This window comes from Devosia naphthalenivorans (assembly GCF_003056355.1).
Lineage (GTDB): Bacteria > Pseudomonadota > Alphaproteobacteria > Rhizobiales > Devosiaceae > Devosia > Devosia naphthalenivorans.
Window position 1 is genome coordinate 119,474 of record NZ_PYVW01000010.1, and the last position, 23,286, is coordinate 142,759.

Annotated in this window: 17 protein-coding genes and 1 tRNA gene; 12 read left to right on the forward strand and 6 right to left on the reverse strand. The window is 62.1% G+C overall.

Annotated elements, in window-relative coordinates:
- Position 1: 1 nt before the first annotated feature.
- Entirely contained in the window at positions 2 to 5,485 is a 5,484-nt protein-coding gene (locus tag C8264_RS13565; RefSeq protein WP_162783645.1) for an alpha-2-macroglobulin family protein, read from the forward strand.
- 212 nt (positions 5,486 to 5,697) lie between these two features.
- Positions 5,698 to 7,824 carry a penicillin-binding protein 1C gene (pbpC, locus tag C8264_RS13570; RefSeq protein ID WP_108461518.1) on the forward strand — a complete coding sequence of 709 codons (2,127 nt, stop codon included), beginning with the start codon at positions 5,698 to 5,700 and terminating at the stop codon, positions 7,822 to 7,824.
- On the opposite strand, the gene C8264_RS13575 is transcribed toward pbpC, so the two are convergent.
- On the reverse strand, positions 7,821 to 8,843 hold the full coding sequence (locus C8264_RS13575) for a LacI family DNA-binding transcriptional regulator (RefSeq protein ID WP_108461519.1): 1,023 nt from the start codon (positions 8,841 to 8,843) through the stop codon (positions 7,821 to 7,823). The two genes, pbpC and C8264_RS13575, sit on opposite strands and share 4 nt — an antisense overlap.
- 132 nt (positions 8,844 to 8,975) lie before the next feature.
- On the opposite strand from C8264_RS13575, the gene C8264_RS13580 reads away from it, so the two are divergent.
- The 5 genes from C8264_RS13580 to C8264_RS13600 all read left to right on the forward strand — a co-directional run bounded on the left by C8264_RS13580 (position 8,976) and on the right by C8264_RS13600 (position 15,619).
- The gene (locus C8264_RS13580) at positions 8,976 to 11,345 is read left to right on the forward strand and encodes an alpha-L-rhamnosidase (RefSeq protein ID WP_108461520.1); all 2,370 of its coding nucleotides are present in this window, start codon (positions 8,976 to 8,978) and stop codon (positions 11,343 to 11,345) included.
- 56 nt (positions 11,346 to 11,401) lie between these two features.
- A complete protein-coding gene (locus C8264_RS13585; protein ID WP_108461521.1) occupies positions 11,402 to 12,700 on the forward strand; it encodes an ABC transporter substrate-binding protein in 1,299 nt (432 codons plus the stop codon).
- A gap of 75 nt (positions 12,701 to 12,775) precedes the next feature.
- Positions 12,776 to 13,690 carry a carbohydrate ABC transporter permease gene (locus C8264_RS13590; RefSeq protein WP_108461522.1) on the forward strand — a complete coding sequence of 305 codons (915 nt, stop codon included), beginning with the start codon at positions 12,776 to 12,778 and terminating at the stop codon, positions 13,688 to 13,690.
- The gene (locus C8264_RS13595; RefSeq protein WP_108461523.1) at positions 13,687 to 14,514 is read left to right on the forward strand and encodes a carbohydrate ABC transporter permease; all 828 of its coding nucleotides are present in this window, start codon (positions 13,687 to 13,689) and stop codon (positions 14,512 to 14,514) included. Before C8264_RS13590 ends, C8264_RS13595 begins: the two co-directional genes overlap by 4 nt.
- Positions 14,515 to 14,518: 4 nt before the next feature.
- The gene (locus C8264_RS13600; protein WP_108461524.1) at positions 14,519 to 15,619 is read left to right on the forward strand and encodes an ABC transporter ATP-binding protein; all 1,101 of its coding nucleotides are present in this window, start codon (positions 14,519 to 14,521) and stop codon (positions 15,617 to 15,619) included.
- Here C8264_RS13600 and C8264_RS13605 read toward each other — a convergent pair.
- Entirely contained in the window at positions 15,601 to 15,804 is a 204-nt protein-coding gene (locus C8264_RS13605; RefSeq protein WP_162783646.1) for a hypothetical protein, read from the reverse strand. The genes C8264_RS13600 and C8264_RS13605 overlap by 19 nt on opposite strands.
- A gap of 175 nt (positions 15,805 to 15,979) precedes the next feature.
- Between C8264_RS13605 and C8264_RS13610 the strand changes: the two genes are divergently transcribed.
- Both C8264_RS13610 and C8264_RS13615 read left to right on the forward strand, forming a co-directional pair.
- Positions 15,980 to 16,186, forward strand: coding sequence for a YMGG-like glycine zipper-containing protein (locus tag C8264_RS13610; RefSeq protein WP_108461526.1), 207 nt, complete (start codon positions 15,980 to 15,982; stop codon positions 16,184 to 16,186).
- A 328-nt stretch (positions 16,187 to 16,514) separates the two neighbouring features.
- Positions 16,515 to 18,008, forward strand: coding sequence for a DUF6883 domain-containing protein (locus C8264_RS13615; RefSeq protein WP_108461527.1), 1,494 nt, complete (start codon positions 16,515 to 16,517; stop codon positions 18,006 to 18,008).
- 132 nt (positions 18,009 to 18,140) lie between these two features.
- Here C8264_RS13615 and C8264_RS22745 read toward each other — a convergent pair whose 3' ends face one another.
- Positions 18,141 to 18,752 (reverse strand): HNH endonuclease, encoded by a 612-nt coding sequence (locus tag C8264_RS22745; RefSeq protein ID WP_108461528.1) that lies wholly within the window; start codon positions 18,750 to 18,752, stop codon positions 18,141 to 18,143.
- 126 nt (positions 18,753 to 18,878) lie between these two features.
- On the opposite strand from C8264_RS22745, the gene C8264_RS13625 reads away from it, so the two are divergent.
- Positions 18,879 to 19,322: a hypothetical protein gene (locus C8264_RS13625; RefSeq protein WP_108461529.1), complete on the forward strand. Its 444-nt coding sequence runs from the start codon at positions 18,879 to 18,881 to the stop codon at positions 19,320 to 19,322.
- Between the two features lie 395 nt (positions 19,323 to 19,717).
- Here C8264_RS13625 and C8264_RS13630 read toward each other — a convergent pair whose 3' ends face one another.
- The 3 genes from C8264_RS13630 to C8264_RS13640 all read right to left on the reverse strand — a co-directional run bounded on the left by C8264_RS13630 (position 19,718) and on the right by C8264_RS13640 (position 21,219).
- Positions 19,718 to 20,488 carry a hypothetical protein gene (locus tag C8264_RS13630; RefSeq protein ID WP_162783647.1) on the reverse strand — a complete coding sequence of 257 codons (771 nt, stop codon included), beginning with the start codon at positions 20,486 to 20,488 and terminating at the stop codon, positions 19,718 to 19,720.
- Entirely contained in the window at positions 20,421 to 21,131 is a 711-nt protein-coding gene (locus C8264_RS13635) for a DUF6538 domain-containing protein (RefSeq protein ID WP_108461531.1), read from the reverse strand. The genes C8264_RS13630 and C8264_RS13635 overlap by 68 nt, the downstream gene beginning before the upstream one ends.
- Before the next feature lie 13 nt (positions 21,132 to 21,144).
- Positions 21,145 to 21,219 (reverse strand) — tRNA-Thr (locus C8264_RS13640).
- 115 nt (positions 21,220 to 21,334) lie between these two features.
- Here C8264_RS13640 and C8264_RS22375 point away from each other — a divergent pair.
- Both C8264_RS22375 and murA read left to right on the forward strand, forming a co-directional pair.
- The gene (locus C8264_RS22375; RefSeq protein ID WP_205245683.1) at positions 21,335 to 21,547 is read left to right on the forward strand and encodes a hypothetical protein; all 213 of its coding nucleotides are present in this window, start codon (positions 21,335 to 21,337) and stop codon (positions 21,545 to 21,547) included.
- A gap of 150 nt (positions 21,548 to 21,697) precedes the next feature.
- On the forward strand, positions 21,698 to 22,990 hold the full coding sequence (murA, locus tag C8264_RS13645) for a UDP-N-acetylglucosamine 1-carboxyvinyltransferase (RefSeq protein ID WP_108461532.1): 1,293 nt from the start codon (positions 21,698 to 21,700) through the stop codon (positions 22,988 to 22,990).
- The last annotated feature ends 296 nt before the right edge of the window (positions 22,991 to 23,286 follow it).

Consider the following 23,286-nt stretch of genomic DNA (forward strand, 5'->3'; position numbering starts at 1 on the left):
CATGCTGCGTGGTCTTGGGGCGTTGCGTTGGTTGGGTGCGGCTCTGGTGCTGGGCATGGGCGTGACCTTCGCTCAGGCGCAGGACGTCACCATCCTCCAGAACACCGACCTTCCGGGCTCGGACTACGACATCATCCGCGACACCGACCTCGATAGCTGCAGCGCCGCCTGCGCCGGCGACAACATCTGCCAGGCCTTCACCTTCAACGAAAAATCCAACTGGTGCTTCCTCAAGAGCGCCGCGGGCGAAGAAGCTCAGTTCGACGGCGCCGTCTCCGGCCGCATCAATCGTGCCAGTTCGGCCGCGGTTATCGAAGCCGAACGCCAGGCCGAACTGCCATTCCCCGCGCAGAACCTGATCGACGACGCCAGATACTTCGCACAGAGCCTGCCGCAGACCGACACCCCGCCGCCCAGGGCCATCTATGCCGATCTCGTGGCGCAAGCCGACGAGGCCGCCTCCGCCGAAAACCACGTCGGTGCCATGGTGGCCTACCGCCAGGCCCTCGCCATCAACAGCAATGACCCCGTCGTCTGGCAGGCATTGGCCCAGGCCGCCCTGACCCAGGCCGAAGCCGTCGCCGGCCAGCCCGAGGGCGACAACAGCTACGATCTGGCGCTGACGGCCAGTTCCGCCGCCATGAACGCCTTCCTGCGCTCTACCGAGGCCGGCGCGCGCGCCGATGCGCTCGCAGCCCTTGCCAACGCCATGGAATTCCGCGGCATGTGGCGCGAGGTGATCGCCACTTATCGCCTCTCCCTGCGCCTCCAGCCCAATGATGCCATCGCCGAACATCTCGATAAGGTCGTCGCCGAAAACGGCTTCCGCGTCACAAGCCACGTGGTCGATGCCGAAGCGGCATCGCCGCGCATCTGCGCCGTCTTCTCCTCGCCGCTTGGCTCCACCGATCTTTCAGCCTTCGTGGTGGTCGGCGACACGCCCCAGGCTGCGATCGAAACCGAGCAGGAGCAGATCTGCATCGAAGGCCTTGCCCATGGTAGCCGCTACGACATTCGCCTGCGCGCCGGCCTTCCTTCCGCCGATGGCGAAACCCTCGCCAAGGACGTATCGCTGGACGTCTATGTGCCCGATCGCACGCCGTTCGTGGGCTTTGCCAACAATGCCTATGTCATGCCAGCCGGCCTCGGCGGCGGCCTGCCGATCACTTCGGTCAACGCCGAAATCGCTGACGTCATGATCTACCGTATCGGTGATCGCTCGATCGCCACCGCTGTTCGGGACGGTATTTTCCAGGGCAATCTCAGCCAGTACTCCGCCCAGAACATCGCTGACCAGGTCGGCCAGGAGGTCTGGACCGGCGAGGTCGATCTCGCCCAGGGCAAGCCCAATGAGTTGACCACCACCGCCATTCCCGTGGCCGATGCCATCGGCCAGCTCCAGGCCGGCGCCTATGTCATCACCGCCCGCGTCAAGGACAAGGACGACAGCGAATACTGGACCGACATGGCCACGCAGTGGTTCATCGTCACCGATCTGGGCCTCACTACGCTTTCGGGCGACGACGGCCTGCATGCCTTTGTGCGCGGCCTGACCGATGCGCAGCCGGTGGCCGATGCCGATGTGCGCCTCGTCGCCGTCAACAACGAAATCCTGGGCGAAGCCCGTTCCGACGCCGAAGGCCGCGTCACCTTCGCGCCCGGCCTCGCCCGTGGCACCGGGGGCAGGGCCCCCCAATTGCTGGTGGCCGAAACCGCCGACGGCGATTACGCCTTCCTCGATCTCTCCCGCACCGCCTTCGATCTGACCGACCGCGGCGTTGAAGGCCGTCCGTCACCCGGGCCGCTCGATCTGTTCGCCACCACCGAGCGCGGCGTTTATCGCCCCGGCGAAACCGTGTTCCTCACCGCCCTCCTGCGCGACGAGCGCGCCAACGCCGTCACCGACCTGCCCCTGACGCTCCAGATCGAGCGTCCGGACGGCGTCGTTGCGTCCACCCAGGTGCTCAAGGACGAGGGCGCCGGCGGCTATTGGGCGGCCCTGCCCATGGTCGAAGAAGCCATGCGCGGCTCCTGGACCCTGCGCCTCTATTCCGACCCCAATGCCGACGCACTCTCCAGCACCAGCTTCCTCGTGGAAGACTTCGAGCCCGAGCGCCTGGCTTTCGAGGTCTCGGCCGAAGAAGGGCCGTTCGTTACCGGGGAAGCCAACCCCATCGAAATCGCCGCCAAATACCTCTACGGCGCCACGGCTCCCGATCTGGCCATCGAAGCCGATGCCATCGTGCGGCCCGTCACGACGCTCCAGGGTTTCCCCGGCTACACCTTTGGCCGGCTCGATGACACCATCGAAACCACTCGCGAGCCGCTCGGCGTCGTGGGCACCACCGACGCCTCCGGCAATGCCGTTGCCGAAGTGACTCTGCCCGAACCCCAGGTCACCACGCGTCCACTCGAAGCACAAATCCTGTTGCGCCTTGTCGACAGCAATGGCCGCACCATCGAGCGCAGCATATCGCGTCCGGTGCTCGCCACCGCCGACCGCATCGGCATCAAGCCTGCCTTCACCGACGCCACCGGCCTTGCCGAAGGCGCCGAAGCCCGCTTCGACATCGTCGCCGTCTCTCCAGACGGCGAAGCCATCGCCAAGACGGGCCTCGACTGGACCATTTCTCGCGTCGAAACCAATTACCAGTGGTACCGCGATGGCAGCACGTGGAAGTGGGAAGCCATTACCACCACCCGCGAAGTCGCCACCGGCACCATCGATACGCCTGAGGGTGGCCCCGCCACCATTGGCGCCAATGTCGATTGGGGCCGCTACCGCGTCGAAGTTGCCAGCACCGGCCCCGATGCCACCTCGTCCAGCTATGAATTCTATGCCGGTTATTACTATGCCGATGCCGGCTCCGACACGCCCGATACGCTCCAGGTCGCGCTCGACAAGCCGACCTACCGCGTCGGCGAAACCGCTAATCTCAAGCTCGATCCGCAGTTTGCCGGCACCGCGCTGGTGATGGTCGTCGACAACCGCGTCATCGCCATGCAGGCGGTGGACGTTCCCGAGGGTGGCACGACAGTGCCGCTGGAAGTGACCGGCGATTGGGGCCCCGGCGCCTATGTCACGGCCATTCTTTATCGCCCCACGGACGTCGCCGCCAAGCGCATGCCCTCGCGTGCCCTGGGCCTCGCCTTCGCCGATGTCGACCCCGGCGATCGCAAGCTCGACGTCCAGCTCGACGCCCCCGAGGTGACCCTGCCGCGCCAGAGCTTCACCGCCACCATCGATCTCGGCAATCTTGCGGCGGGCCAGCAAGCCTATGTGGCCGTTGCCGCCGTCGACCTCGGCATTCTCAATCTCACCAACTTCAAGGTGCCCGATCCCGACGGCTGGTATTTCGGCCAGCGCCAGCTCGGTATGGATATTCGCGACCTCTATGGCTCGCTGATCGATCCGACCCAGGGCCTGCCCGGCGCCATGCGCTCGGGCGGCGACGGTGGCGGTTCCCGCCTTGGCACGCCCCCACCCACCTCGGTGCTCGTGGCGCTCCACTCCGGCATCGTCGAGGTCGATGGCGATGGCAAGGCCACCGTCACCTTCGACATGCCCGATTTCTCCGGAACCGTCCGCGTCATGGCAATGGCCTGGAGCGCGGATGCCGTGGGCCATGCTTCGGCCGATGTGATGGTGCGAGACCCCGTCGTCGTCACCCTCAGCCCACCCCGCTTCCTGCGCGTCGACGATCAGTCCCGCCTGCTTGTTGAAATCAACAACATGGACGGCGAGCCCGGCGCCTACGGCGTCTCGCTCTCGACCGGCACCGGCATCACGACCGACGCCGCCGACACCGAAGTCGAACTCGCCAAGGGTGACCGAACTTCGCTCAACCTTGCCTTGACCGGCGTTTCGATCGGCGATTGGCCGATCGCGCTGACTATCACCGCACCGGACGGCACCACCCAGACCAAGGAACTGATCCTGGGTGTTCGCCCGGTCAGCGCCCCCGTCACCACCACCCGCCTGCTGCCCATCGCGGCCGGCGAAAGCGTCACCATCGACGACGGCTATTTCGATAGCTTCCTCGCCAATACCGGCCAGCTGACCCTTGCCGTCGGGCCATTGGCACGCCTCGACGTGCCCGGCCTGCTGCTGGCGCTTGATCGCTACCCCTATGGTTGCGCCGAACAAACCGCCAGCCGCGCCTTCCCGCTGCTTTACCTCAACGACGTGGCCAAGCTGATTGGCCTTGAAGCCGACGATAAGCTCAACAACACAGTCACCGATGCCATTGGCAGCGTACTTTCCAAGCAAACTTCGGCCGGCGGCTTCGGCCTCTGGGGTCCGTTCGATGGCGGCGACATCTGGCTCGATGGCTTCGTCACCGACTTCCTCCTGCGCGCCCAGGCGGCCGGCTACGAAGTTCCTGAGCAGGCCATGACCATGGCGCTCGACAACCTCTCAAACCAATTGTCCTACGCCTCCGATTTCGAGGATGGCGGGGAAGGGGTCTCCTATGCGCTCTATGATCTGGCCCGCGCTGGCCGGGTCGCCATGGGCGATCTGCGCTACTACCTGGAAGCCCGCCTCGACGCCTTCGGCTCGCCGCTGGCACAGGCCCAGTTGGGCGCGGCACTCGCCCTCTATGGCGACACCGACCGCTCCAACACCGCCTTCGCAGCGGCGCTCAAAGGTCTTTCCAAACCAGAGGACACGCGTCGCTATCGCCCCGACTATGGCAGCCGCTTGCGCGACACCGCGGGCGTCCTGGCGCTTGCCGCCGAGTTCAAGCCGCAAGGCGCCGACCTGATCGGCCTTGCCGAGCAACTCGCCCAACTGTGTGACAGTGCCAAATATACCTCCACCCAGGAGGACAGCTGGACCCTGCTCGCCGCAGCGGCCTTGGGCGAGGCCACGGCGGATGGCTCGATCACCCTCAACGGCGAAGCCCTGACCGGGGAAGTCTATCGCAGGTTCGACCAGCAGGGTTTCAAGCCCCTCGAACTCGCCAACACCGGCGATGCCGATACCGAAGCCCGGCTCACCGTCACCGGCTATCCCACCGTGGCCCCCGACGCCTCAAGCAATGGCTTCACGCTCTATCGCGAGTACTACCTCACCGACGGCACGCTGATCGATCCGCAGCTGGAACCCATTGCCCAGAACGAGCGGCTTGTCGTCGTGCTGACCGCCCATGCCGACCAGCTTGGTTCCGGCCAGTACCTGCTCGCCGATCCTCTGCCCGCCGGCTTCGAGATCGAAAACCCCAATCTCTCCGCCGGCGGCGCCAACGACTATAGCTGGCTGGACCTCGATGGTCCCAACCATGTGGAATCCCGCACCGACCAGTTCGTCGCCGCCTTCCGCTTTGGCGCCGACGCCGGCAGCTTCACCACCGCCTACGTGGTCCGCGCCGTCTCCCCCGGCCAGTTCGTCCTGCCCGGCGCCACCATCGAAGACATGTACCGCCCCCAATTCCGCGCCAACACGGCATCCGGACAAATCGAGGTGACCGCCACAGGGCCATGAATGGAGTGAGCACACCTCCTGAAATGGTAGGGGCACTCAAGCTCACCCTCCCACCGCGCCGCACCTTCCCCCTTGACGGGGGGAGCCGGGATACTTTGCTCACTCGGCGTCATTCCCGCGAAAGCGGGAATCTCACTTCACTTCACCACAAAAGTGGGATTCCCGCTTTCGCGGGAATGACGTGATGGATTGAAAATGACGTCGGGGGTGAAATGACCGTTCAGGAAGCACCCAAACCAAACCCGTGGCCCCGCCGGCTAACCCTAGCCGCGTTCAGCCTCTTCGTGCTCGCCACCGCCGGCACCATCCAGCTCACCTCCACCATCGCCACCATCACTCAAACCCTGCCACCCACTCCCCAGCTCACCACCCTCCCAGTCTCGACCACCGTCGCCGACCGCAACGGCGCCCTCCTGCGCCCCTTCACCACCGCCGACGGCCGCTGGCGCCTGCCGGTCGACCGCGCCGCCGTCGATCCACGCTTCCTTGCCATGCTGATCGCCTACGAGGACCGCTCCTTCCACGAGCACGATGGCATCGCTTGGTCCTCTATGGTCCGCGCCGCCGCACAGTTCATCGGGGCAGGAGGGCGCGTGGTGTCCGGCGGCTCCACCCTCACCATGCAAACTGCCCGCCTCATCGAAGGCCAGCCCACCCGCAACTGGTGGGGCAAGCTGCGCCAGATGGTGCACGCCAGCCGCCTTGAGCAGGAACTCAGCAAAGACCAGATCATCGACCTCTACCTGACCCTCGCGCCCTATGGCGGCAATATCGAGGGCATCCGCGCGGCAACGCTCGCCTATTTCGGCAAGGAGCCCAACCGCCTCACGACCGCCGAAGCCGCGCTGCTCGTCGCGCTGCCGCAATCCCCCGAAGCCCGCCGCCCCGATCGGGACCCCAACGCCGCACAAGCCAGCCGCAACATGGTGCTCGACCGCCTCGTTGCCATGGATGCCCTGGGCGAGGAAGAAGCCCTTGCCGCCAAGCGCGAGCCGGTCCCCACCGCCCGCCGCGCCTTCCCCATGCTCGCGGCGCACATGGCCGAGCAAGCCACCAGATCGCAGCCCACCGCGCGCACCATCGAACTGACCATCGACAAGCGCCTGCAGGATGCCCTTGAACGCCTCGGCGCCGCCCGCGCGCGCCTCATCGACCCCAAGGCTTCCGTCGCCATCATCGCCGCCGATATCGCCAGCGGTGACATTCTCGCCTCCGTCGGCTCGGCCGGCTTGCTCGCTACCGAGAGCAACGGCTTTGTCGACATGACCACTGCCATCCGTTCACCCGGCTCGACCCTGAAACCCCTGATCTATGGCCTGGCGTTCGAGCTTGGCCTCGCCCACCCGCAAAGCCTCATCGAGGATCGCCCGACAGCATTCGGCGGATACGTCCCGGTCAATTTCGATGGCTTCAGCCGTGGCACCGTCACCATCCACGATGCCCTCACCGAATCCCTCAACGTCCCCGCCGTCGTCGTCCTCGACGCTGTTGGTCCCGCGCGGCTCGTGTCCCGCCTTCGTCGCGCTCATGCCGACCCGCGGCTTCCGGTCAACACTGCCCCCAGTCTTGCGGTCGGTTTGGGCGGCGTCGGCATCAGCCTGCGCGATCTTGTCTCCGTTTATGCCGCCATCGCCAATCAAGGCCGGGCAATCACGCTGCAAGACGGCAGCAAAAGCGAAGCACGCTCGCAGCAAAACGACATCAAACCCGCCGTGCTTGACCCGCTTGCTGCCTGGTATGTCGCCGATATCCTGGCTGACGTACCGCCCCCGCTCAACGGCTCCCCCGGCCGCATCGCCTATAAAACCGGCACCTCCTATGGCTATCGCGACGGCTGGGCCATCGGCTTCGACGGCAAGACCGCCATCGGCGTCTGGGTCGGCCGCCCCGACGGTGCCCCGGTTCCTGGCCTCTCCGGGATCACCGGCGCCGCCCCGATTTTGTTTGAAGCCTTCGACCGCCTGGGAGATCGGAAAGCCCCGCTACCAAGGGCTCCTGCGGGCGCACTCCTCGCCTCCAACACCGAACTCCCGTCCCCCCTCCGCCGCTTCCGCCACCCCGACGATGACAAGGTCATCCGCGAAGCCGCCCCCGAAATCGCCTTCCCCGGCGACGGTGTCGATGTGGATCTCGGCCTTGGCACAGGCGAAGCCTCCCGTCTCATGGTCAAGGTGCGTAACGGGGTGCCACCATTCACTTATTTCGCCAACGGCGCCCCCATCGGCCGCCCCGATTTCGCCCGCCAAAACAGCTGGATGCCCGACGGCCCCGGCTTCGTCACCCTCTCCGTCGTCGACGCAAAGGGCCGCGGCGACACCGTCACCGTCTTCCTGAACTAACCGCCCGAGCTTTGCCGTACCACGATGCGCGGCTCCACCACGAAGTGCTCGCTTTTGGTGCGTCCCTTGATCCGCTCGATCAGCAATCGCGCCGATTTCAGGCCCAGCAACTCCCCCGATTGGTCAACGCTTGTGAGGCTATTCTGCGCAAAATCGCAGTGCCGCGTATTGTCGTGTCCCACGATCGCCAAGTCTTCCGGAATGCGCAGGCCCATTTCCGTCGCAACGCTGATCACTTCGAGCGCAATGAAATCGGTCCAGCAAAACAGCGCCTCGGGAATAACCGGACCCTGCAGCAATTTGCGCGTCGCCGCCTGGATTTCCCGCGGCGTCTGCCCGGCGCGTAGAACATTGATGAAGCTGCCCAGATCCTGCTCGATCATCTCGCGGCGATAGCCCAGTTCGCGCTCCTCGATGATGGTCGAGGTGTGGCTGGCAAGGCTCAGCATGGCGATATGGCGATAGCCATTCCCGACGAGGTGCCGCACCACCAGTTGCGCACTCAACTGGTCATCATTGTTGACCGTGTCATAGCCGCCCGATTGCGGTGCAAAATGCCCGATTGCCACCATCGGCTTGATTGCGGCCGTGGCTTCCAGCCGGCCCTGGTCCTCCGCCGTGCCGATCAGGATCAGCCCGTCCATCTGGCTGTCGATCATGGAATCCACCAGCCCTTCCTCGATATGGGTCGTGGATTGGCTGATCCCCAGCATCAGCCGATAGGGCGTGCGTTCCAGCGCCGTGTTGATGCCGGCCAGGATGTCGGAGAAAAACGGATTGCGAATATCGGGCAGGATCAGCCCCAGCGTATAGGTCTGCCCCCGCATCCCCCGCGCTGAAGCGAGCGGCCGATAGTTGAGCTTGTCCATCGAGGCGCGCACTTTGCTGCGCAGGCCGTCGCTGACCCCATAGGCATCGCGCAGCACCTTGGATACCGCCGCAACCGACACGCCGGCGTCGGTCGCGACGTCCTTGATGGTGATGCGATCGCTCCCGCGCGTCGCCTTGATTTCAGCCATTCCACCGTCCTCTTGCCCCGCTCGATTTCATATCACAACACTCTTGCCAAGCTAGCGAAAATGTAGAACGGTACACGTAGAACGATACACGGCTGGAAAAACCAGCTTCGAGGAGGAACACCAGTGAACCAGATGACGTCAGCGCTTGCGCTCGATTCCGCTCCAGATCTGGGAGCCCGCTGGGTCGCTGAAATGGTTCGCCCGCTGGCCGATCAGGGTGTCGGTACGCCTGCATCGTTTCTCAGCAAGTCGTTCACCATCGACACGCCCACCGGCTCGGAAACGCTGCGCATCAGTGCGCTCGGCCTTTATCGCTGTTTCATCAATGGCCGGCGCGTCGGCAATGATCTGCTGACCCCCGGCTGGACAACTTACGACAAGCGCCTGTCCTTCCAGAGCTACCAGGTCGGCGACCTGCTGAAACACGGTGAAAACACCATCACCATATGGCTTGGCGACGGCTGGCTGCGCTCGCCGCTGATGTGGGGCGGCCATCCGATCGTAAACACCTGGGGCGACAAGATCGCGGCCATTGCCGAGTTGCGCATGGGCGGCGACCTCCTGCTTGTCACCGACGCCAACTGGCAAAGCGGCGAACTCCCAATCCGCAAGTCCGGCATCTATTACGGCGAAGATTTCGACGCCCGCATCGAGCCAAAGGCCACCGCTGGCACCGAAGCCATCGCCTTCGATCGCGCCATTCTCGTGCCCCACGAAACCACTCCGGTGCGCGAGCTTGCTCCGCTCAGTCCAGTCAAATCCTGGTCTGACGAGCAGGGCCGCACCATTCATGATTTCGGCCAGAACATCGGTGGTTACGTCGCCTTCACCGTCGCTGGCGAATCCGGGGCCGTGGTCCATGTCGAGCATGCCGAAGTGCTGGACAAGGACGGCAACTTCTACAACGGCAATTTCCGCACCGCCGAAGCCCAGATCACCTATACGCTGGCTGGCGGTGGCGACGAACATTATCGCCCCCACTTCACCTTCCAAGGCTTCCGCTACGCCCGCGTCACCATCACCGGCAATGCCACGGTGAGCCACATCCAGTCTGTGCCGATCAGTTCGGTCACCGAAGCCAAGGCCAGCTTCACCTCCGGCCATCTGCTGGTTGACCGGCTGGTCCTCAACACACTCTGGTCCCAGCGTGGCAACTTCATCGAAGTGCCCACCGATTGTCCGCAGCGCGACGAGCGCCTAGGCTGGACCGGCGATGCGCAGGTTTTTGCCGGCACCGCCTGCTATCTCGCCGATGCGCATGGCTTCTTGACCAAGTGGGTCCGCGACGTAATGGCCGACCAGCGCGAGGATGGCGCCGTGCCCCATGTCGTGCCCGACCCGACCCGTCAAAATCCGGAGCACTATCCCGGCTTTTTCGGCTCGACCGGCTGGGGCGATGCCATTGCCGTGGTGCCATGGCAATTGTACCTGCACTATGGCGACGAGGCGATCCTGCGCGAGGCGCTGCCCGCCATGGTCAAATGGGTCGATTTTGTCTGGTCCATCAGCGATGGCCCCATCGTCTCGCCGCCGCGCCAATGGGGTGGCCGTGGCTTCTCCTTTGGCGATTGGCTCCAGCCTAGCGGTCCCTCGGCCAAGCCCTTGCCCACCATCGGCGACGATGCCGCCGCCACCATCTATCTCTTCATTACCTCCACCTTGACCGCCCGCATCGCGCGGATTGCCGGCAACGCCGACATCGCCGAACGGCTGGAAAAGATGGCCGCCGAAGTGCGCTCCGCTTTTGCGCGCGAGTTCATCACCGCCTCGGGGCGCCTCGCCTATGATGACCAGACCTCCTATGCCCTGGCGATTCTGCATGACCTGATCCCGCCCGAGCACATGGAAGCGGCCAAGCGCTACTTCAAGGCAAGTATCGCCCGCGCCGAAGGCCGCATCGGTACCGGGTTCATCGGTACGCCGGCTCTCCTGCCGGCCCTGCTCAAGATCGGCGAACCCGGCCTTGCCGCCGATGTGTTCCTGCAGGAAGACGTGCCTGGTTGGCTGTATCAGGTGAAAATGGGCGCAACCACCATCTGGGAGCGCTGGGATGCCATCCAACCCGACGGCATCATCTACAATCCCCAGATGAACTCCTACAATCACTATGCCTATGGCGCCGTCTGCCAATGGCTGTTCGAGGCGGTGGCCGGCTTTCGCCCGGACCCCGAAGATCCCGGCTTTGCCACCATCGTCTTCGAACCCACCATCATTGCCGACCTTTCCCCCGTTTCGGCCGAACACCTTTCGCCCCGCGGTCCGATCCGCGCCGGCTGGGCAGCCGAGGACGAAAGCGTGCGTTACCAGGTCGAAGTCCCGCAAGGCTCGCGCGGCCTGCTGCGGCTCCCTGCGGACTATCGCGACATTGCCGTCGATGGCGCCGGGTGGAACGGACAAGGCGATCTGCCTCTCAGCGCCGGCGCCCACACCATCACTTTCAGCTACACGCCACCGCCCCGCAAGCCGCGGGCGGAATACAGCATCAATGCTCGCACGCCCTGATCAACAGGCGGCGGCATGAACGGCCCGCATGGTGCGGGCAAATGGGAGAGAGACCAATGACCAAGACTTCGCGCAGGACTACCCTGTTCGGCTTCACGGCCGCCTTGCTGGCGATGACGGCCCTCAGCAGCGCCGCTTCCGCACAAAGCATCAGCATGACCTATTTGATCCCCAGCGGTGCCGATGGCGTTGCCGTTGCCGAGGAACTGGTCAAATCCTTCGAGGCCGCCAACCCGGATATCAACATCGATATCGAAACCCGCCCCGGCGGCTCGGAAGGCGACAATCTGGTCAAGACACGCCTCGCCACCCAGAGCATGGCCGACATCTTCCGCTACAATTCCGGCTCCCTGTTCCAGGCCATCAATCCCCAGCAATTCCTGGTCGATCTGACCAACGAACCCTGGCAGGCCGATGTGCAGGCTTCGTTCAAGCAAGTCGTGACCGCTCCTGACGGGACCGTTCGCGGCGCGCCGATGGGCGCAGCCATGGGAGGCGGCATCTACTACAACCGAGCTATTTATGAGGAGCTCGGCCTCACTGTCCCGAAAACCTGGGCCGAGTTCATGGCCAACAACGAAAAGATCAAGGCCGCCGGCAAGGTGGCGGTGATCCAGACCTATGGCGACACCTGGACCAGCCAGCTCTTCGTGTTGGCCGACTTCTACAACGTATCTGCGGCCGACCCGGACTTCGCCAGTCGCTACACTGCCAACGAAGCCAAGTTCGCTACCGAGCCAGCGGCCTTGCGCGGCTTCGAAAAGCTGCAGGAGACTTTTGAAGCCGGGCTCTTCAACGAAGATTTCGGCGCAGCAAAGTACGACGATGGCCTGCGCATGGTGGCGGCAGGCGAGGGCGCCCACTATCCCATGCTGACCTTCGCGACCACCGCTATCGCCGCGTCCTACCCGGACATGCTCGACAATGTCGGCTTCTTCGCCCAACCCGGCGATGATGCCGCCAGCAATGGCCTGACGGTCTGGATGCCTGACGGCATCTATATCCCCCAGACCACCTCCAATCTCGACGCAGCCAAGAAGTTCGTCGCCTTTGTCGCAAGCGTCGAAGGCTGCGAGGCCCAGACGCGTGCCGGCGGCGCATCGGGACCATACCTGATCAACGGCTGCACCTTGCCCGATGATGTCCCTCCCGCCGTCACCGACATGCTGCCCTACTTCGCCGAAGGCGGCCAAAATGGCCCCGCACTCGAATTCCTTTCGCCAATCAAGGGTCCGGCGCTCGAGCAGATCACCGTTGAAGTCGGCTCTGGCATCCGCACCGCCGCCGATGCTGCGGCGCTCTACGACGAGGACGTGCGCAAGCAGGCCCAGCAGCTTGCCCTTCCCGGCTGGTAAAGGCTTGCCCTTGAGGCTGCTCGGGGTGCCTGGTCTCGCCCCGAGCAGCCGTCTCTTGCAACAATGGAGATGCCGATGACGGCCATCATGCAAACAGGCGCTCCAACGGCTGCAAAAGCCGTCCCCGTGCTCAAGCGCCGCTCGCCTTACCCGGCCTGGTTCTTCCTGCCCGCCGCCATCATCTATGGCTTGCTGTTCCTGCTGCCCACATTGGCGTCACTCTATTTCAGCCTGACGCGCTGGACGTTGTTCAACTCCACCTTCATCGGCCTCGACAATTTCGCCCAGTTCATGCGCGAACCGTTCCTCGTCAAAGGCCTGATCAACACCGTCATCTATGCCGTTATCACCTCCGGCCTCAAAGTCGTGCTGGGCCTGGCCCTCGCCGTGCTCCTCACCAGCCAGATCGCCGCGCGCGGCTATCTGCGCTCCGTGGTGTTCTTCCCGGTTCTGGTCTCCACCGTGGGCGTCGGCATCACCTTCACCGTGCTGATGCACCCCACCCAGGGCATGATCAACGAGGGCCTTGCCCTCCTCGGCATCGACGGGCCAGGCTGGCTGGTCGATCCCAACCTGGCACTGTTCTCGGTCGCGCTGGTCGATGTGTGGAAGGGCGTCGGCCTTGCCACAGTCATCTACATCGCCGGCATCGTCGCCATCCCCCAGGACTATTACGAAGCCGCCCGCATCGATGGCTCCACCATATGGCAGAGCTTTCTCTATGTCACCCTGCCACTGTGCCGGCCGGCAACCGTTACCGTCATCATCCTCAGCTTCATCGGCGGGCTCAGGACGTTCGATCTGATCTGGGCCATGACCCGCGGCGGTCCCGGCTTTGCTTCCGACACCATCGCCTCGGTGATCTACAAGCAATATCAGGCCGGCTTTTATGGCCTCTCGACCGCCGGCAACGTCGTGCTCTTCGTCCTTATCGCCGTCCTGGTCATCCCCTTGACCATGTGGCTAAACCGTCGCGAGGGGCATGAATGACCCTGATCCGCCGCTATTGGCTGAGCGCCCTCGCCATCATCTTTTCGGGCATCGTGTTCCTCGTCCCCTTCAGCTTCATCATCCTGATGGCTTTCAAGGACCGCACCCAGGCCCAGTTGCTCGATTTCTCCTGGCCCCAGGGCATGCACCTCTGGAGCAACATCGTCGAGGTGGTCACCACCCGCAACTGGATGCTGCTGACCGCCTTCATCAACTCCACCATCCTCACCGTCGCCAGCGTGACGCTGCTGGTGATCTTTGCCGCCATGGTCGGCTTCGTGTTGCAACGCCGCAAGACGCGCTTCAATGGACTGATCGAATTCCTGATCCTGGCCGGGCTGATGATCCCGCCCGCCGTCGTGCCAACCATCTGGCTGCTGCAGGGCATTGGCCTGTTCGGCAAGCTGCACGGCATGGTGCTGGTCGAGATCGCCTATTCGCTGCCTTTCTCCATCCTGCTCTATCGAGCCTTCATCGCCACCATCCCGCGCGAGATGGACGAAGCGGCCATCATCGACGGCGCCCGGCCGCTCGACGTGTTCTTCCGCATCGTCCTGCCGCTGCTCTGGCCGGTGACCGTCACCAATATCGTCGTGCAGTCCGTCGCGATCTTCAACGACTTCACCAACCCGCTCTACTACCTCCCGGGTAATGCCAACGCGACGGTGCAACTGACGCTCTACAATTTCCAGTCGCAGTTCCAGACGTCCTACAATCTGCTGTTCACCAATATCGCCCTGATCACCATTCCGCCGCTGATCGTCTTCCTGTTCTTCAATCGCCAGATCGTCGCAGGCATGACCGCTGGCGCCGTCAAAGGATAAATTCATGGCCGGTCTCGAACTCAAATCACTGCGCAAGAGCTATGGCGAAGTGGAGGTCATCAAGGGCGTCGACCTCTCGGTCGAACATGGCGAGTTCGTCGTGTTCGTCGGCCCCTCCGGCTGCGGCAAGTCCACCCTGCTACGCATGATCGCCGGTCTCGAGGATATCAGCGGCGGCGAACTCTTTATCGGCGACAAGCTCTGTAACGCCGTCGAACCGCGCGACCGCGGCATCGCCATGGTGTTCCAGAGCTATGCGCTTTATCCGCACATGACGGTCTACGACAATGTCGGCTTCGGGCTCAAACTCGCCAAGACGCCCAAGGACGAGCGCGACCGCAAGATCCGCGAAGCTGCGCGCATCCTGCAGATGGAGCATTTGCTTGATCGCAAGCCCGGCCAGCTATCGGGCGGCCAACGCCAACGCGTCGCCATTGGCCGCGCCATCGTGCGCAAACCCGAAGTTTTCCTGTTCGACGAGCCCTTGTCCAATCTCGACGCAGCCCTGCGCGTCGACATGCGCATGGAGCTTTCAAAGCTCCACCACAACCTCGGCGCCACCATGGTCTATGTCACCCACGACCAGGTCGAAGCCATGACCCTGGCCGACAAGATCGTCGTGCTCAATGCCGGCGTGGTGCAACAGGTCGGCAGCCCCATCGAGCTCTACCAGTGCCCGGCCAACCTCTTCGTTGCCGGCTTCATCGGCAGCCCCAAGATGAACTTCGTGCCCGTCACCATTGAATCCGTTGGCGCCGGAACCGTGACCATCGTGGGCAAGGACATGTCGCCCATCACCGTGCCCGCCCAGACCTCGGGCCTGCAACCAGGCGACGAGGTTACCCTGGGCATCCGCCCCCATGCGCTCGATGCGTCCCAGTCCGGGGCTATCGTAGGTCGGGTGCAACTGGTCGAGCGCCTGGGCAACGAAACCATCGTCAGCCTGCAATTGCCCTCCAAGGCCGATTGGCTCGTCGTGCTCGATGGTGACCGCCAGCTACGGATCGGCAATTCCCTGGCCCTCGATTTCGCCCCCGCCAGCGCCATTATCTTCGACTCCAGCGGCCTTGCCCGCCACCCGGCGCCTCAAGCCCTGGGTGAATAGGAGGCCAGTAGCCAGCCGATCAGCGCCTTGCGCTCGGCCAATACTGCCGCTTCCGGCTCGCCCCCGGCAAATCCATGCCGCTGCAACGCCGCCCGCAAGGCCATCGCCCGGTTGGCAGGATTGACGACGGCCATCGTCCGCTCCGCGATTTCCCCAGCCATCGTCCTGGACATAACCTTGCTCAAACCAGCCTCCTGAAGTTCCACCTGCCGGTCTATCCCCACAAGCCGACCACGTAAATCTGCTGTACCGTTTCCGATGCCGGCCGCGGCGCCACACGCATGATGCAGTAAGCGTTCGCGTGGAACCGGTTAGCCGCTGGTTTGTTCCTCCCTCCTAATGAACACTGGAGGATACACAATGAAGAAGCTCGCTCCCGCCGCGCTGGTCATTATCGGCGCCCTTTCCCTCACCGCATGCACCACGACGGAGCGTACCGTAGCCGGCGCAGCCATCGGCGGCGCGACAGGTGCCGTCGTTGGTGGCGCTGTTGGTGGCTACGGCGGTGCAGTAGTCGGCGGTGCCGCCGGCGCCGGCGTAGGCGCGGTCGTCGGAAGCCGCCAATAGGCCGTTCGCATCTGACTGCACGGATCAATCCACGCAATGCCAGGGCCCGGCCGCGCTGGGCCCTGAGAACGCAAGCTTATCCAGCTACTCTGCCGTCGAACCGACCCTTGGATCAAAATCCACAACAATTCAATACTTTGAACTGGTGCTGCCGGACAGGATTGAACTCTACTATCGGACAGCATAAACGCCGGATTTGCTGGGGTTTCAGAGGCCGCCAACTGAGGCCTGAGTACCAATGTCGAGTACCAGTGTCAAGCGGGGTCCCAACATCTGGAAGCACAAGAGCGGTGTGCTATCCTCCCTCTGAATTCGAGGGGAACCAAGCATGTATGCGTTCTTATACGACGAGGGGCACCCGGACATCCCAGGGTTATTTGGCCCAAGGTGTGCCGAGCTTGTTATTCAGGTTCTAGAGAGTCAAGCAGCCTGTCATATACTCGTGGGCTCTCTTCTCCATAGCTCCCTCGCTTACGGCATCACAGAGGTGTCCTATACGACCCGAAAGGTGGGCGACCCAAGTTGGAAGGGTGGTAGCAGCCAGCACAAGATGGAGGGCAACACAGACCATTTCAAAGCAATAATCTGCGATTTGGCGGAGACACTTGGGGGAGCATCTCCATCCCTGACCGAAGAGGATCTTCTGTCCATGTTGGGACGGAAGAAAATTTGGCTTGTGGTGGCCACAGACATAACGCCTGATCAAGCCCATGCCGTTCATAAGAACGCTGACCAGTTTGGCCCATATCTGGGTTACGTGCGTGTCGATGCCTCCAACCCGCTCCACCGCCGACTGTTCGTGGAATACCTGTTCAAGGGTAGGTATCTCTCACTTGATGGCATGATTTTCCTCGATGACGAAAGTGGCAACAAGCATATGGCGTCCGAGTACGGGGCCAAGAAATTCCAGGTTCTTGACTACGAGGATTACGAAAGTCAGGTGCCTATGCTTAGCCTGCCCGATGACATTACGGAGCGAGGGGAGCTGTCCGCATCACGTGCTACTGGTCCAGAACCAACTCATAGGCAGCGAGTCGCAAACGAGATTTCGCGCCGCTTTAGCAACTCTCGAGACTTCCATTTTTCGGCTCGGGCTAAGGACAATGTAATTTCGGAGTTCGTTGTCCCTCCGCCCAAGCTAACCGAATACCTGTTAAACCCGGCTCATCCAAAGGGCGGCAGTAAGGCTCGCTTTTTCTCGGATACACTTGGTATCGCAATCGAAGATTGGCGGTATCTTGCCGACCAACTAACGCAGGGGGCGAGAATTGCAGATTTGTATCGCGTGGAAGTCACAGATCGGGAATACACTCATGGTGCAATTGTAAAAGTCACTGGAAGGAATGGTCGGGAGGCGTTGATAGAGACAGGCTGGAAGCTCCAAGACGATGGTCCCGCTTCGTTCGTGACCGCCTATCCCTACGATGGCCCGAAGGGCGCGGACGTGCATCCAGTAGCCTCGCGAGTTCCCCAGCTTGGCCTAGCAGGCGATGAGTATCTCGAAGCAGTCTTCAAAATTGCCACGTCTGAGGGTCACCGGGCTGGCGAAGCTGCAGTTCCACCACCGATGGTCTTGAATGGCTATGGCACTATATGGGATGGCGAATGTGGCTTTGCATGGGTTCACATCCCCAATGCACGAACGCCATTTGGCAGATGGCTGTCAAAGAAGGAAATCGGTTATCCCGGTAGACCAGGACGCACTATTTACTCTTCCATGGACACCCAGTCGATTGCCAAGCACCGAGCCTTTGCGAGAGCCTTTGCGGATACGCTATTGGCCAACGGTATCGAATGTTCCGTTGACAGCAGGCTGGATTGAGGTCGGCATTCATAACTCCGCCAAGGCGCTTAAACTCGCAGACCTGCTGCTCGAAGCCGCTCCGTCCTTCGGTAGAGCACAGCTAGCCCTACAGCTATTGTGGTCATGGGCAGCAGCGTACGCCCGTACACCTTAACGTACACCCGGTCGCGTAAGCTCCTTGTTATGATACGAGAGGTTGGCAGCCGAGACACGGTGGCTCCCCTTCCAAAGGATGGCTGTCTCATCAAAAGAGATGAAGCCCAGATCGCAACAAGCATGGCAGTTGGGGCAGAGGATGAGAATGTTATCTTCGGTGTCGCTTCCACGGTGAACGCCACCGAGAGGACGGACGTGGTGACCTTCGCTGTAGGTGGCTCCGTCTTTCGCTGACAGTGCCTTTCTGCAGACCTGACAAACATCTTGGTAGAGCGCTTTGAGCTGCCTCACTATCGCCGTGTCGCGGATGATGCGGTTTACGGTCACCTCTCGTCGTTCAGTAGGCTCATCTTTGTCCAGCGCCACTTCGCGAAGCGCCCAAACCCCTCCACCGATGCCATGTACCGAGCGAAAGAGATCGTGACGCTTCTGGTGGGAGGCGCTGTCGGAAGAATTATATTCCAACTCCCGCCTGACTATTGCCTGCCAGCTCACCGGCAATGGACCATCCCTACGGCGCTCCACAGCCGCGTAGATGGCAGTCAGCGTTCCAATTCCGCCAATCCCACGAACTGCTTCTAGTACATCCTCACGCCACATCGGCATTGCCTACCTCCTTAATGTGCCCAAACTTGCCAATGAGCCCGGCAATCTTAGACGCAGCAATCCCAGCTTCACTCAACCCTTGTCGAAGAGCCATTCCACGCTATTTTCCCGGCACGGAGGAATTCTATGCCCAGTCCCTATAAATCTGCTGAAGCCTTCGCAAAGGCGTTTCGTGAAGCCGAATACGCCCTGAAGCGCTCCGGATACCTTCGGCGGAATAAGACAGCTGCGGAGGCAGATTGGGACCTTTTCGCCCGAGACCTGGGGCAGGGGTTCTTTGATGGGGTCGTGGCGATGGGCATTGCAAAAACCCTCATTGGCCATCCGCCGCGTCAACTATTGGCCGAAACCATGACATGGTCTCCACCTGAACCGAAGCCGCTCACCACGGTTGCTCAGCTCATTATCGTGGGCGTTTGCCGTGTCCGGAATAGTTACGTTCATGGTGAAAAGTTTACAGGCGGACCTGAAGGACAATGGGACCGGGATGCAACTTTGATCAATGAGGCCCACAGGGTGCTGGAAGCAGCAATCGTTGCCGCAACAACTGCGGGCGCTCTGGCTCGCTAGCTTTTGATCGGTTTGCTCCGTCACACCGGATGATTAACAGCGCTGGGGCAGCGCCCCCGTCCCACTGCCACCCTTATGATTGGGACTTGTTTGTCTTGATAAGGCGATGCTGGAGACCAACTCCATAGCCGACAACAGCAAAGGCCAGCCCGCAGACCAGCCACGTCCAAACGGCAACAGCTCCACCACGTCCTGCCACGCCCACATTGCCGACGAAAGAACCCGCAAAAGCGCCTAAGAAAAAACCGGCGACCGTCCACCGAAAGCGCAGAGATCGTAGAATTTTCTTCGCCACCGAAAGTCGATTGTGAGCTGTATCGGCATTAGGCACTGTCGCGTCCCTTACATTCCATGGCCGTAATATTCCCACCAGAGACCGGCCCATCAAAAAATCGCTAGAAAAGGCTTTCGTTGTCGTCCTGGGCAAAGCTGAAGCTGACATGTGATTGGACCCGGTAAGAGCGTCCATCCCGCTTCACGTCACCCACCACGCGCACTTGTCGATAGGCCCGATGTGCGGCCATTGCCTTCTCATAGTCCTCGGCGGAGAGGGTCACGACGACCTTACGCATCACATCCTCAATCGGGGCATAGATAGTGACCCTACCCTCAGGCTCATTCTCCGCTCTTTCCAGCTTCACCACGGGACCCTGCACCGCATAGGCTTCCAACACGTCTCTGGCCCGAAACATCCGGGCAGCTTCCGAGATCGCCGGTACGAAGTCCTTCGTCAGCGCCACTCGGGACAGTGCAGCGGGCGGCTGTGGTCGATTTTGCGCCCACGCCACGGAAAGTTCCATTCGCACCGGGTCCCCAACGCTGAACAAACCGACAAGAGCTTCGCATAGGTTGGCACTGACGCCACCAGAGACGGCATCCTGAAATGGCGTGAAGGTCCCTGTTGTAGAGGCGACCTCAGCGGCCTCGGCCGTCAGGCCAACAGCTCCGATCAGAGTCTTAACTACCTGCCTCTCAAAGGGGTCGCCGGGGAACAACTCGGTGTCACTGTGAGCGTTAAGTTGCGGAGCCACTGGTGACAGCATCGTCAGCACGAAGCTGCCATGCTCTGTCTGCCCAAGCCTCGCGGTCTCGATATAATCATTGGCAAGCTGAGGCTTGCGAGCGTGGAACACGGGGCGGGGGTTTACCGTAGCGCAAGCTGCCATAGTCGCCCTCCGCACGTCGAATGAGAAGTGCGGTGGCCTCCTGCATGGCTTTGGCGGTCTGCTCAAGTAGCCTTTGGCGGCTATCGTCCTCGATTCTGAGGGTATGCTTCGCCAACACCAGATCAACAAATGGTCCAAACCGCTTCTCCATTCCATATTCACGGCCGATGAACAGGGTCTGGCCCGCTAGAACTCGGTTGTTGATCTCCGCCGCGTTCGACCAACGGGCGGCATCGCCAGGGTCATCCTCTGCGGCCTTGAACATGCGGTAAACCTCGCCAGCCAGCGCTACGACCTGGCGTTGGGTTAGCCGAGCAGGTGCGTTGGTCAGACTTTGCCATATAAGGTCGAACTGAGATTGTGCATCGTTGGCCCGGCGCTTCGCTTCGTACGCGTCCTTAGTCCTTAACGACACCTTGATGTATTCGCCCAGCTTCACAACGGATGGCAGTTCATCCACCGTTACGGTCACGAATTTTCCTTTGGCGCTTGCCGCCAGCCGAGCAGGGACGCGCTGCTTTAGCCAGTATACGCCAGTGGTTTTGTGTTTGTAGGGGAAGGCATAGGCAAGACCATGAGAACCACCTCTGAGTACCAAAGGCGGTTCCGAAATGTCTAGCAAAACCAGATTTTTGATCACCATCAATAAGATGGGATGGTGCTGCCGGACAGGATTGAACTGTCGGCCTCCCCCTTACCAAGGGGGTGCTCTACCACTGAGCTACGGCAGCATCTGGGGCGTTCGTGGTGCCAAGAACGCGGTGGTCGTTCCACTGGGCGTTTGCCCGCGGCGACGGGGGCTCTACTGCCATAGGGCCAATCTCGACGCAAGGCTAAAAAACGACTATGACCGCAACATTGGCACACAGCCGATTCAATGCACCGCCATTTTGTGGAACCATGAGCAAAACCGAGCAAGCCAGCCAGCGTGAGCAAAGATTGGCCGCAAAGCTCCGCGAGAACCTCAAGCGCCGCAAGAGCCAGGCCAAGGCGCGTTCCGATTCGGAGCGTGAGGCGCCTGATGCGGCCCCGCAGACGGATACGGTCAATAAACCGTAAACCATTTTCGGGCGACTATACTTCCTGGTGTGCTAAGCACACCGCTTCAACGCTGAGAGCGGCGAGTCTGGCTTACGTGGCAACTAGGACTTGGCCTACCTCCATCCCCAGGTAGATAGCCCATTTGGGCCGCCACATAGGAATAGACTTATGGACCGCATCCGTTTGATCGGTGGCAACGAACTCAATGGCGAAATCGCCATTTCCGGCGCCAAGAACGCCGCCCTGCCGCTTATGATCGCTTCCCTGCTGACCGACGAACCCCTGGTGCTGCAGAACGTGCCGCGTCTGGCCGACGTCAAGCAGCTCGAACGCATCCTCGAGAATCATGGCGTCGATATCGCCGTGCATGGCCGCCGCCGTGGTGATGATGGCGTGGTCGGCCAGCGCATGACCTTCCATGCCGCCGACATCGTCGACACCACAGCGCCCTATGACCTGGTCTCCAAGATGCGCGCCAGCTTCTGGGTCATTGGCCCCTTGCTCGCCCGTTGCCACGAAGCCCGCGTTTCGCTCCCCGGCGGCTGCGCCATCGGCACCCGCCCGGTCGATCTTTTCCTTTATGGTCTGAAGGAGCTGGGCGCCGAGATCGACATCGATGAAGGCTATGTCGTTGCCAAGGCGCCCAAGGGCGGCCTGGTCGGCACGCGCATCGTCTTCCCCAAGGTGTCGGTCGGCGCGACCCACACCATCCTGATGGCAGCCGTGCTCGCGCGCGGCACGACGGTAATCGAGAACGCGGCGCAGGAGCCCGAGATCACCAATGTGGCCGAGTGCCTGGTGGCCATGGGCGCCAATATCTCCGGCATCGGCACCCGCACCCTCACTATCGAGGGTGTCGAGAAGCTGCACGGCGCCACGGTCGACGTCATTCCCGACCGCATCGAAACCGGCACCTTCGCCATGGCGGCGGCCATGACGGGCGGCAATGTCCTGCTCAAGGGCGCACGTCCCGAACATCTGCAGTCCGCCCTCGATATTCTGGGCCAGACAGGCGTTGAACTCACCGTGGAAGACGCCGGTTTGCGGGTTTATCGCAACGGCAATGGCATCCAGCCGGTGGATGTGGAAACCGACCCGTTCCCCGGCTTCCCAACCGATCTGCAGGCCCAGTTCATGGCGCTGATGACCATGTCCTCGGGCACCAGCCATATTCGCGAAACCATCTTCGAAAACCGCTACATGCACGTTGCCGAACTCGCCCGCTTCGGTGCCGATATTTCGGTGGATGGCCAATTGGCAACCGTACGTGGCAAGTCCCAGCTCAAGGGCGCCCAGGTGATGGCAACCGATCTGCGCGCCTCGGTGTCGCTGGTCATCGCCGGCCTTGCCGCCAAGGGCGAAACCATCGTCAACCGCATCTACCACCTCGATCGCGGCTTCGAGGGTCTCGAAGACAAGCTCGGCCGCTGCGGCGCCGAGATCGAGCGTATCGCGGGGTAGGCACGAGGGTGATGCCAGTTCTCTGGCTGTACCCACCGCCTCCGGCCCTCCTACCGGGTCATCACTGCGAAAGCGGGGACCTCCGTCTTAGGATGGCAAGCAAATGAACAGAGGTTCATGCTTTCGCGGGGATGACGCAGTGGGTACGTAGCGGGGGACATCCGCAACCTCGCCCACCCACAAATCGTCACCCCCAGGGACTGCAACGCAAGCATCATGCCACACCCTCGTGGTTCGAGGCTCGTGAAGAACTCGCACCTCACAATGAGGGCTACTTTGAACTCGGCGTACCCAGT

What these genes read in the sequence shown, in the direction of transcription:
- C8264_RS13565 (WP_162783645.1), top strand. Translation starts at nt 2, where the DNA reads ATGCTGCGTGGTCTTGGGGCGTTGCGTTGGTTGGGTGCGGCTCTGGTG.
- pbpC (WP_108461518.1), top strand. Translation starts at nt 5,698, where the DNA reads ATGACCGTTCAGGAAGCACCCAAACCAAACCCGTGGCCCCGCCGGCTA.
- C8264_RS13575 (WP_108461519.1), bottom strand. Translation starts at nt 8,843, where the DNA reads ATGGCTGAAATCAAGGCGACGCGCGGGAGCGATCGCATCACCATCAAG.
- C8264_RS13580 (WP_108461520.1), top strand. Translation starts at nt 8,976, where the DNA reads ATGACGTCAGCGCTTGCGCTCGATTCCGCTCCAGATCTGGGAGCCCGC.
- C8264_RS13585 (WP_108461521.1), top strand. Translation starts at nt 11,402, where the DNA reads ATGACCAAGACTTCGCGCAGGACTACCCTGTTCGGCTTCACGGCCGCC.
- C8264_RS13590 (WP_108461522.1), top strand. Translation starts at nt 12,776, where the DNA reads ATGACGGCCATCATGCAAACAGGCGCTCCAACGGCTGCAAAAGCCGTC.
- C8264_RS13595 (WP_108461523.1), top strand. Translation starts at nt 13,687, where the DNA reads ATGACCCTGATCCGCCGCTATTGGCTGAGCGCCCTCGCCATCATCTTT.
- C8264_RS13600 (WP_108461524.1), top strand. Translation starts at nt 14,519, where the DNA reads ATGGCCGGTCTCGAACTCAAATCACTGCGCAAGAGCTATGGCGAAGTG.
- C8264_RS13610 (WP_108461526.1), top strand. Translation starts at nt 15,980, where the DNA reads ATGAAGAAGCTCGCTCCCGCCGCGCTGGTCATTATCGGCGCCCTTTCC.
- C8264_RS13615 (WP_108461527.1), top strand. Translation starts at nt 16,515, where the DNA reads ATGTATGCGTTCTTATACGACGAGGGGCACCCGGACATCCCAGGGTTA.
- C8264_RS22745 (WP_108461528.1), bottom strand. Translation starts at nt 18,752, where the DNA reads ATGCCGATGTGGCGTGAGGATGTACTAGAAGCAGTTCGTGGGATTGGC.
- C8264_RS13625 (WP_108461529.1), top strand. Translation starts at nt 18,879, where the DNA reads ATGCCCAGTCCCTATAAATCTGCTGAAGCCTTCGCAAAGGCGTTTCGT.
- C8264_RS13630 (WP_162783647.1), bottom strand. Translation starts at nt 20,488, where the DNA reads ATGGCAGCTTGCGCTACGGTAAACCCCCGCCCCGTGTTCCACGCTCGC.
- C8264_RS13635 (WP_108461531.1), bottom strand. Translation starts at nt 21,131, where the DNA reads ATGGTGATCAAAAATCTGGTTTTGCTAGACATTTCGGAACCGCCTTTG.
- C8264_RS22375 (WP_205245683.1), top strand. Translation starts at nt 21,335, where the DNA reads ATGACCGCAACATTGGCACACAGCCGATTCAATGCACCGCCATTTTGT.
- murA (WP_108461532.1), top strand. Translation starts at nt 21,698, where the DNA reads ATGGACCGCATCCGTTTGATCGGTGGCAACGAACTCAATGGCGAAATC.